General features: G+C 51.4%; 7 protein-coding genes and 1 pseudogene. 5 read left to right on the forward strand and 3 right to left on the reverse strand.

What is annotated here, in order from left to right; all coding sequences use genetic code 11:
* The 3 genes from ACTBDZ_RS12770 to ACTBDZ_RS12780 form a co-directional block, all read left to right on the forward strand.
* Positions 1–184: hypothetical protein (locus tag ACTBDZ_RS12770; RefSeq protein WP_438815592.1), on the forward strand; the 184-nt coding region annotated here is incomplete at its 5' end.
* Positions 185–186: 2 nt separating this feature from the next.
* Positions 187–1680: a glucose-6-phosphate dehydrogenase gene (gene zwf / locus ACTBDZ_RS12775; RefSeq protein ID WP_438815593.1), complete on the forward strand. Its 1494-nt coding sequence runs from the start codon at positions 187–189 to the stop codon at positions 1678–1680.
* A 179-nt stretch (positions 1681–1859) separates the two neighbouring features.
* The gene (locus ACTBDZ_RS12780) at positions 1860–2501 is read left to right on the forward strand and encodes a bifunctional 4-hydroxy-2-oxoglutarate aldolase/2-dehydro-3-deoxy-phosphogluconate aldolase (RefSeq protein ID WP_438815594.1); all 642 of its coding nucleotides are present in this window, start codon (positions 1860–1862) and stop codon (positions 2499–2501) included.
* Between the two features lie 56 nt (positions 2502–2557).
* Here the strand turns inward: ACTBDZ_RS12780 and purT are convergent.
* Positions 2558–3735, reverse strand: a pseudogene (purT, locus tag ACTBDZ_RS12785) (formate-dependent phosphoribosylglycinamide formyltransferase).
* Between the two features lie 170 nt (positions 3736–3905).
* Here purT and ACTBDZ_RS12790 point away from each other — a divergent pair.
* Positions 3906–5939 (forward strand): S9 family peptidase, encoded by a 2034-nt coding sequence (locus ACTBDZ_RS12790; RefSeq protein WP_438815595.1) that lies wholly within the window; start codon positions 3906–3908, stop codon positions 5937–5939.
* A gap of 284 nt (positions 5940–6223) precedes the next feature.
* Here ACTBDZ_RS12790 and ACTBDZ_RS12795 read toward each other — a convergent pair whose 3' ends face one another.
* Entirely contained in the window at positions 6224–6460 is a 237-nt protein-coding gene (locus tag ACTBDZ_RS12795) for a DNA polymerase III subunit theta (RefSeq protein ID WP_438815596.1), read from the reverse strand.
* Positions 6461–6825: 365 nt separating this feature from the next.
* Between ACTBDZ_RS12795 and ftnA the strand changes: the two genes are divergently transcribed.
* Complete coding sequence (gene ftnA, locus ACTBDZ_RS12800; protein ID WP_438815597.1) at positions 6826–7332, forward strand: non-heme ferritin; 507 nt, start codon at positions 6826–6828, stop codon at positions 7330–7332.
* A 45-nt stretch (positions 7333–7377) separates the two neighbouring features.
* On the opposite strand, the gene ACTBDZ_RS12805 is transcribed toward ftnA, so the two are convergent.
* Complete coding sequence (locus ACTBDZ_RS12805) at positions 7378–7560, reverse strand: DUF2158 domain-containing protein (RefSeq protein WP_438815598.1); 183 nt, start codon at positions 7558–7560, stop codon at positions 7378–7380.
* Between the last annotated feature and the right edge of the window lie 114 nt (positions 7561–7674).

Raw genomic sequence — 7674 nt, forward strand, 5'->3', positions numbered from 1 at the left:
GGTATCGGTGCTATGCTCGACATCGCTCAGTCCGGTTGATGATTTGGGATCTTTATCGATTGATCAGATCGCTCAACTCGGACTGAGTTCCCTTCAGGTGATCTACTATTCGGAACAGTTATTTAGTCAAAAAGAGTACATTATTGCTGTAATAAAATTACAGCATCCTGCAACGAGGAGATGAACATGGCGGTAACTTCAACAGCCCAGGCGTGTGATCTGGTTATTTTCGGTGCGAAAGGCGATTTGGCGCGCCGAAAATTGCTGCCGTCTCTGTATCAATTGGAAAAAGCCGGTCACATTCACCCGGACACGCGCATCATCGGCGTGGGGCGAGCAGAGTGGGATAAGGAAAAATATGTTAGCGTAGTCCGCGAAGCGTTAGACACCTTCATGAAGGAGCCTATCGATGACGGACTGTGGCAAACGCTGAGTGGTCGGCTGGATTTTTGCAATCTCGATGTACAGGATACTGCTGGTTTCAAACGTCTGAGCAAAATGCTCGATCATCTGAGCAAAATGCTCGATCAAAAGAACCGTACCACCATCAACTATTTCGCCATGCCGCCCAGCGCTTTCGGCGCAATTTGTCGCGGGTTGGGTGAAGCGGGGCTTAACAAGTCGCCGTCGCGCGTGGTGATGGAAAAGCCGCTGGGCTCAGATCTGGCTTCTTCTCGCGAGATAAATAATCAGGTAGCCGAATATTTCGACGAATGTCAGGTGTACCGCATCGACCATTATCTGGGTAAAGAGACGGTACTTAACTTGCTGGCACTGCGTTTTGCCAACTCACTGTTCTTTGCCAACTGGGATCACCGCACCATCGACCATGTGCAGATCACCGTAGCGGAAGAGGTAGGCATTGAGGGGCGTTGGGGCTATTTCAACCAGGCTGGGCAGATGCGCGACATGATCCAGAACCATCTGTTGCAGATCCTGACCATGATCGCCATGTCCCCGCCGTCGGATCTGAGCACCGACCGGATTCGTGACGAAAAAGTGAAGGTGTTGCGTTCACTGCGCCGCATCGATCGTTCCAACGTGCATGAAACCACGGTGCGCGGCCAGTATACCGGCGGCTTTGTTCAGGGCCATAAAGTGCCGGGCTATCTGGAAGAAGAGGGCGCCAACAAAAGCAACACCGAGACGTTCGTTGCGATCCGCGTGGATATTGACGACTGGCGTTGGGCGGGTGTGCCGTTCTATCTGCGCACCGGCAAGCGTTTGCCAACCAAGTGTTCGGAAGTGGTGGTTTATTTCAAAAATCCGGCGTTGAACCTGTTCCACGATTCTTACCAGCAACTGCCGCAGAATAAATTGATCATCCGCTTGCAGCCCGATGAAGGCGTTGAAATTCAAATTTTGAACAAAATTCCCGGGTTGGAACATAAACACCGTCTGCAAACTGTGAAGCTGGACTTGAGCTTCTCTGAAACCTTTAATCAGCAGCATTTGGCCGATGCCTACGAACGTCTGTTGCTGGAAACCATGCGCGGTATTCAGGCCCTGTTCGTGCGTCGTGATGAGACGGAGGAGGCCTGGAAATGGGTGGACTCCATCATGGAAGCCTGGGCGATGGACAACGATACGCCGAAACCTTATCAGGCAGGTACTTGGGGGCCGGTGGCCTCTGTCGCCATGATCACCCGGGATGGCCGTTCCTGGAACGAAGTGGAATAAGCGATTGGCTTCTGCAGTGCGTGGTTACGTGCGGCAGTGCCCGGTAATCGATTGAATTTTTGTTTGTAATGTTTGGCTAAAACTCGGTGCGGTCGGACGTCTGCTTTTGGCAGATCCCTGTGGCAGGGGCGCGCTATATGACTAATGATGCCTCCGGGCATGACAGGAGATGATGACGAATGAAAAACTGGAAAACGAGCGCAGAGCAAATTTTGACCACGGGTCCTGTGGTTCCAGTAATTGTAGTGAACAAACTGGAGCACGCAGTACCGATGGCGAAAGCCCTGGTAGCGGGTGGCGTTCGCGTTCTGGAAGTCACGTTGCGTACCGACTGCGCAGTAGACGCGATCCGTGCCATTGCCAAAGAAGTACCTGACGCGATTGTCGGTGCTGGCACAGTAACCAATCCGCAGCAGTTGGCGGATGTGATTGCTGCTGGCGCACAGTTCGCCATCAGCCCCGGCTTGACAGAGCCGTTGCTGAAAGCTGCCGTGGAAGGCCCGATTGCGTTGATTCCGGGTATCAGCACCGTTTCTGAACTGATGCTGGGTATGGACTACGGTTTGCGTGAGTTCAAATTCTTCCCGGCGAAAGCGAACGGCGGCGTAAAAGCGCTGCAAGCGATTGCAGGTCCGTTCTCCCAGATCCGTTTCTGCCCGACTGGCGGTATCTCACTGAAAAACTACCGCGACTATCTGGCACTGAAAAGCGTACTGTGCGTGGGCGGCTCTTGGCTGGTGCCGAACGATACGCTGGAAATCGGCGATTACGCACGCATTACCGAACTGGCGCGCGAAGCGGTTGCAGGCGCTACAGCCTAAAACGCGGTTACTACAAAAAAGCCACGCATTGCGTGGCTTTTTTTGGGCGGAGGCGATTATCCGGTCACTTTTACTGCACTGGCGACTGAGACAGCCAACCCTACTGCATCATCGATATTATCAGCAACGGCCAGCGCCACGCCCATTCGGCGCTTACCTTCGATATTCGGTTTGGCGAACAGGCGAACTTGCGTACCGGGGCGCAGAGCATATTCTAATCCACTGTAGCTGACGTTATCGCTCACTATCTCAGGCAAAATAACGGCAGAAGCGGCAGGTCCATATTGACGTATTGCACCGACAGGCAAACCTAAAAAAGCGCGTACGTGAAGGGCAAACTCGGAAAGATCTTGCGAGATCAGCGTGACCATGCCGGTATCATGCGGGCGCGGTGACACTTCGCTGAAGATGACCTCATCGCCGCACACAAACAGCTCTACGCCAAACAGGCCATAACCCCCCAGTGCACTGACCACATCGCGGGCGATCTGCTGCGCACGCGCCAGAGCCAGTTCGCTCATCTGCTGAGGCTGCCATGACTCGCGATAGTCGCAGTCCTCCTGACGGTGGCCGATGGGGGCGCAGAAGTGGATACCGTCACTGGCGCTGACCGTTAATAACGTGATTTCGAAATCAAAGTTGACCAGACCTTCCACGATGACCTTACCGCCGCCCGCACGTCCACCTTCTTGTGCGTATTTCCAGGCCTGATCCCGTTGTTCTTCACGACGGATCAAACTTTGTCCTTTACCTGATGAACTCATGACCGGCTTAACGATGCAGGGGTAACCGATTTCGGCAATGGCCTGCTGAAACGCGTCTTCGCTGGCGGCAAAACGGTAGGACGAAGTGGGCAAATTCAGCGTTTCTGTTGCCAGACGACGAATGCCCTCGCGGTTCATGGTCAGACGCGTGGCCTTGGCACAGGGCACCACATGGTGGCCTTCCTGCTCTAACGTCTCCAGCATGTCGGTGGCAATGGCTTCAATTTCCGGCACAATGTAATCGGGACGCTCAAGTTCGATAACGGCACGCAACGCTGCACCATCCAGCATGTTAATGACGTGGCTGCGGTGAGCGATATGCATGGCGGGAGATTGGCATAGCGATCGACACCAATCACCTCAACGCCCAGCAGCTGGCACTCTATCGCCACTTCTTTACCCAGTTCTCCGCAACCTAATAACATGACGCGTGTCGCGACTGCGCGTAGCGCTGTTCCAACCGTTAACATTATGCTTTCCCGCTCTGTATTGACATGGCGCGCAGTATAAAGGAAAACGTTTGCGTACGCATCAGCGACGAGGATCTCAGAGGCAACAAGCCTTACATACCAACAGCACCGCTTGGCTTTCTCACAGAATCGTGCCACGATTTTCTTTCCAGAAAACAGGATGGCACGCAATGAAAGCACCTCAGGCAGAAAAACGTCCGTACCCCCTCACGACCCACGGTGATACACGCATTGATAATTACTACTGGCTACGTGATGATGCGCGGGAAGATCCGGCCGTATTGTCGTATCTGCAAGCAGAAAACGCGTATTGCGCTTCGCATATGCAACCCTGCGATGCGGTGAAAGAAACACTGTATCAGGAGATGGTAGCGAGGATCCCCGGGCAGGATGCGTCGGTGCCTTATGTTAAACGTGGCTATCGCTATCAGACACGCTACGAATCGGGTAAAGAATACGCGCGCTATGTGCGGCAGCCTGCACCGGAAACGGAACAGTGGCAACTGCTGCTGGATGAGAATGAGCGTGCCGCAGACAGCGAGTTCTATCATCTGGGTGCACTGTCTGTCAGTCCGGACAACCGATTGCTAGCGCTGGCAGAGGATAAAATTTCTCGCCGGCAGTATGACATCCGGTTTCGCAACCTCGAGAGCGGGGAGTGGTTACCGGACGTCATTGAACACGTCTCGGCAAACATGCAGTGGAATGCCGATGCCTCCGCGATTTACTACGTGCGTAAGCACCCGCAGACGCTGCTTCCCTATCAGGTTTTCATGCACCGCCTCGGTGATGATGTCAGCCAGGATCGGTTAGTCTATGAAGAGCATGATGATACCTATTACGTGAGTCTGGGTGAAACGACCTCTGAAGCGTATATCGTTATCTATCTGAGCAGTACCACCAGTACGGAAGTTCGCTTGCTGGATGCGCATGACAGTGACGCCGTGCCTAAGGTGTTTATTCCACGGCGCAAAGATCATGAGTATGGCGTAGATCACTATCAGGGCGCGTTCTATCTGCGCTCGAACCGTGAGGGCAAAAACTTCGGCCTGTATCGCACTGTCGGCTGGGATGAGTCCGCGTTGGAAACGCTCATCGCGCCGCATAGCAGTCGCGTGCTGGAAAGTTTTGAGCTGTTCCGCGATTGGCTGGTGCTGGAAGAGCGGGAGAAGGGCTTAACCTCGCTGCGTCAGGTGCATTGGCAGACCGGTGCCGAAAAGCACATCAGCTTTAACGATCCCAGCTACGTTACCTGGCTCGCTTACAATCCGACGCCTGAAACGTCGTTGCTGCGTTTTGGTTATTCGTCCATGACTACGCCAACCTCGCTGTACGAGATTAATCTGGACAGCGGTGAACAGAGCCTGCTCAAACAGGCGGAGGTCAAACACTTCTCCGCCTCGGATTATTGCAGTGAACGCCTGTGGATCACCGTGCGCGATGGCGTTGAGGTACCGGTGTCGCTGGTGTATCGCCGTGACTGCTACCAGCCCGGCAATAATCCGTTACTGGTGTACGGCTACGGTGCCTATGGTAGCAGTATGGAGCCGGATTTTAGTGTGAGTCGCCTTAGCCTGCTCGACCGAGGGTTTGCGTTTGCGTTGACCCACATTCGCGGCGGCGGAGAGTTGGGGCAGCAATGGTATGACGACGGGCGCTTGCTCAATAAGATGCACTCCTTTACTGATTTTATTGATATCTCCCGCGCATTGGTGGCGCAGGGATATGGTAATGAAAAGCAGCTTTACGCCATGGGCGGCAGTGCCGGAGGGTTGTTGATGGGCGCGGTGGTTAACCTGGTCCCAGAACTGTTTAAAGGTGTGGTGGCGCAGGTGCCGTTTGTCGATGTGCTGACCACCATGCTTGATGAGTCAATTCCTTTGACGACCGGGGAGTATGACGAATGGGGGAATCCTGGTGAGTCGCGTTATTATGACTACATCAAAAACTACAGCCCTTACGACAATGTCAGCGCTCAAGCCTACCCGCATCTGTTGATTACCACCGGGCTGCACGACTCGCAAGTTCAGTATTGGGAACCCGCCAAATGGGTGGCCAAATTGCGTGAGCTGAAAACTGACGACAACCTGTTGCTGTTGTTGACTGATATGGACGCTGGTCACGGGGGAAAATCGGGGCGATTCAAACAATACGAAGACATTGCGCTGGAATACGCATTTTTGCTGATGGTCGAAGAGAAATAAGACACAGGGTAGCGACTGGAGTAATCCCGCTGAGTGCGGGATTACCCGTTCAGCGCACTAAGGCATCAACTCACCGTATCGGTTTGCTGAGCGCGTTTGGACCGTTTATCCGCCCGTTTTTCTGCTGCGGTTTTCAACGGTTTTTTCTTGCTGTTTTTTTTGCTGTCCATGCCTTTACTCATTTGATTTGCCTCTCTCGGTAAAAAGGTGGTTTGCCTTACCATTAACCGCCTGTTGGGCATAATATGCAAGCGAAAAAAGTGCTTTGGACAGCAGATTTCAGGCTATTTTGCCTTGGGTTCGTAGGGGAGGCGAGAGAACTGCAACGAGCGTTGGCGGTAGAATGCGATGCGTTCACGAAAATAGTCACGCAGATGCTCGGGCTGCTCTCTTTCAACGACTTCTGGAATGACCGGCATGTTGTACCGTTCCTTAAACGCCACGCCAGAGGCTGCGAGATCAACATTCACTTTATCCATCTCTTGCGCAGGAAGGGGAAGGTTAGCCAGATTATACGCCATTGTTCTTATCCTCAGGGCCGCCGGTGAGTTCGCATGATAGCATTTTTTTGCCTGGCGGACATACGCGGATATTGCTTCATGACCTGATACTAAAAAAGAATGATTATTCTTTAGGTTATTAAATCGACGTGGTGGTTTTTATAAATATCCGGCAGTACGTTAAAATGAAATAAAAACCATTCTCAAATGGATGCGCTAAATAACCATTTTATGAAATTGAAAATCGTTATCAATTATTTTAAGTTGATGATTAATAATTTATTATTTTTTGTGTTAATTATTTTGATAATAAAATGTTTTTTATTTTTTAACAGCAAGGCATAATGGAAAAAATTGACTCACCTGCCAATCAGAGGGAATGAAAGATGCTTAAAAAAGAGATGATTCAACAATTAAACGATCAGCTAAACCTGGAATTCTATTCTGCTAATTTATACCTGCAAATGAGCGCATGGTGTGGTGATAAAGGGTTTGAAGGTGCGTCAGCATTCCTGAAAACACATTCTCAGGAAGAGATGGAGCATATGCAACGCCTCTTCAATTATCTGGATGATACCGGCAGCATGCCAGTACTGGGGGCCATCGCCGCGCCGCCGGTCGATTTCGCATCTCTGGCTGACGTGTTTGAGAAAACCTATGAGCATGAGCAATTAATTACGCGAAAAATCAATGAGCTGGCTCATGCAGCAATGACGCAGCAGGATTATTCAACGTTCAATTTCTTGCAATGGTATGTTGCTGAGCAACATGAAGAAGAGAAATTGTTTAAATCCATTCTCGACAAGTTGGCATTGGTGAGTACCGCGCAAGGGGGTCTGTTCTTTATCGATCAAGACCTGAAGAAAATGACGAGCGCACCGACTCAGCAGTAATGCTTTATTACATCCCCTTCAGGCCAAGCCTGAAGGGGATGTGTATTAACACACGCCGAAATTGCCTTCCTCGCGGTAAAACGAGACGCTATCAACGCTGATTTCTACTTCTTTCTCAATAGGATCGTCAATTCTCGCACAGTAAAGCCTATTGTCTTCTACGCTAAGAACCCGCATGCGTGGCCCACCGGTTTTACTTTGAACGATATCTCCAGGTTTAACCGTCATTCCGCACCTGATTTTTCTTTTTTCGGGACTTGACGGTATTCTGAAGTTCTGAATTTATTACTGCTTTTTGCAGACCAATCAGCATGAGTACTCCCCACGTTACCATCCGTAACC

This window comes from Symbiopectobacterium sp. (genome assembly GCF_051710365.1).
Taxonomy (GTDB): Bacteria; Pseudomonadota; Gammaproteobacteria; order Enterobacterales; family Enterobacteriaceae; genus Symbiopectobacterium.

Bases quoted from the DNA above. Each gene is read 5' to 3' on its own strand.
- ACTBDZ_RS12795 (WP_438815596.1), bottom strand. From the start codon at position 6,460: ATGGCGTATAATCTGGCTAACCTTCCCCTTCCTGCGCAAGAGATGGAT.
- ACTBDZ_RS12780 (WP_438815594.1), top strand. From the start codon at position 1,860: ATGAAAAACTGGAAAACGAGCGCAGAGCAAATTTTGACCACGGGTCCT.
- ACTBDZ_RS12805 (WP_438815598.1), bottom strand. From the start codon at position 7,560: ATGACGGTTAAACCTGGAGATATCGTTCAAAGTAAAACCGGTGGGCCA.
- ftnA (WP_438815597.1), top strand. From the start codon at position 6,826: ATGCTTAAAAAAGAGATGATTCAACAATTAAACGATCAGCTAAACCTG.
- zwf (WP_438815593.1), top strand. From the start codon at position 187: ATGGCGGTAACTTCAACAGCCCAGGCGTGTGATCTGGTTATTTTCGGT.
- ACTBDZ_RS12790 (WP_438815595.1), top strand. From the start codon at position 3,906: ATGAAAGCACCTCAGGCAGAAAAACGTCCGTACCCCCTCACGACCCAC.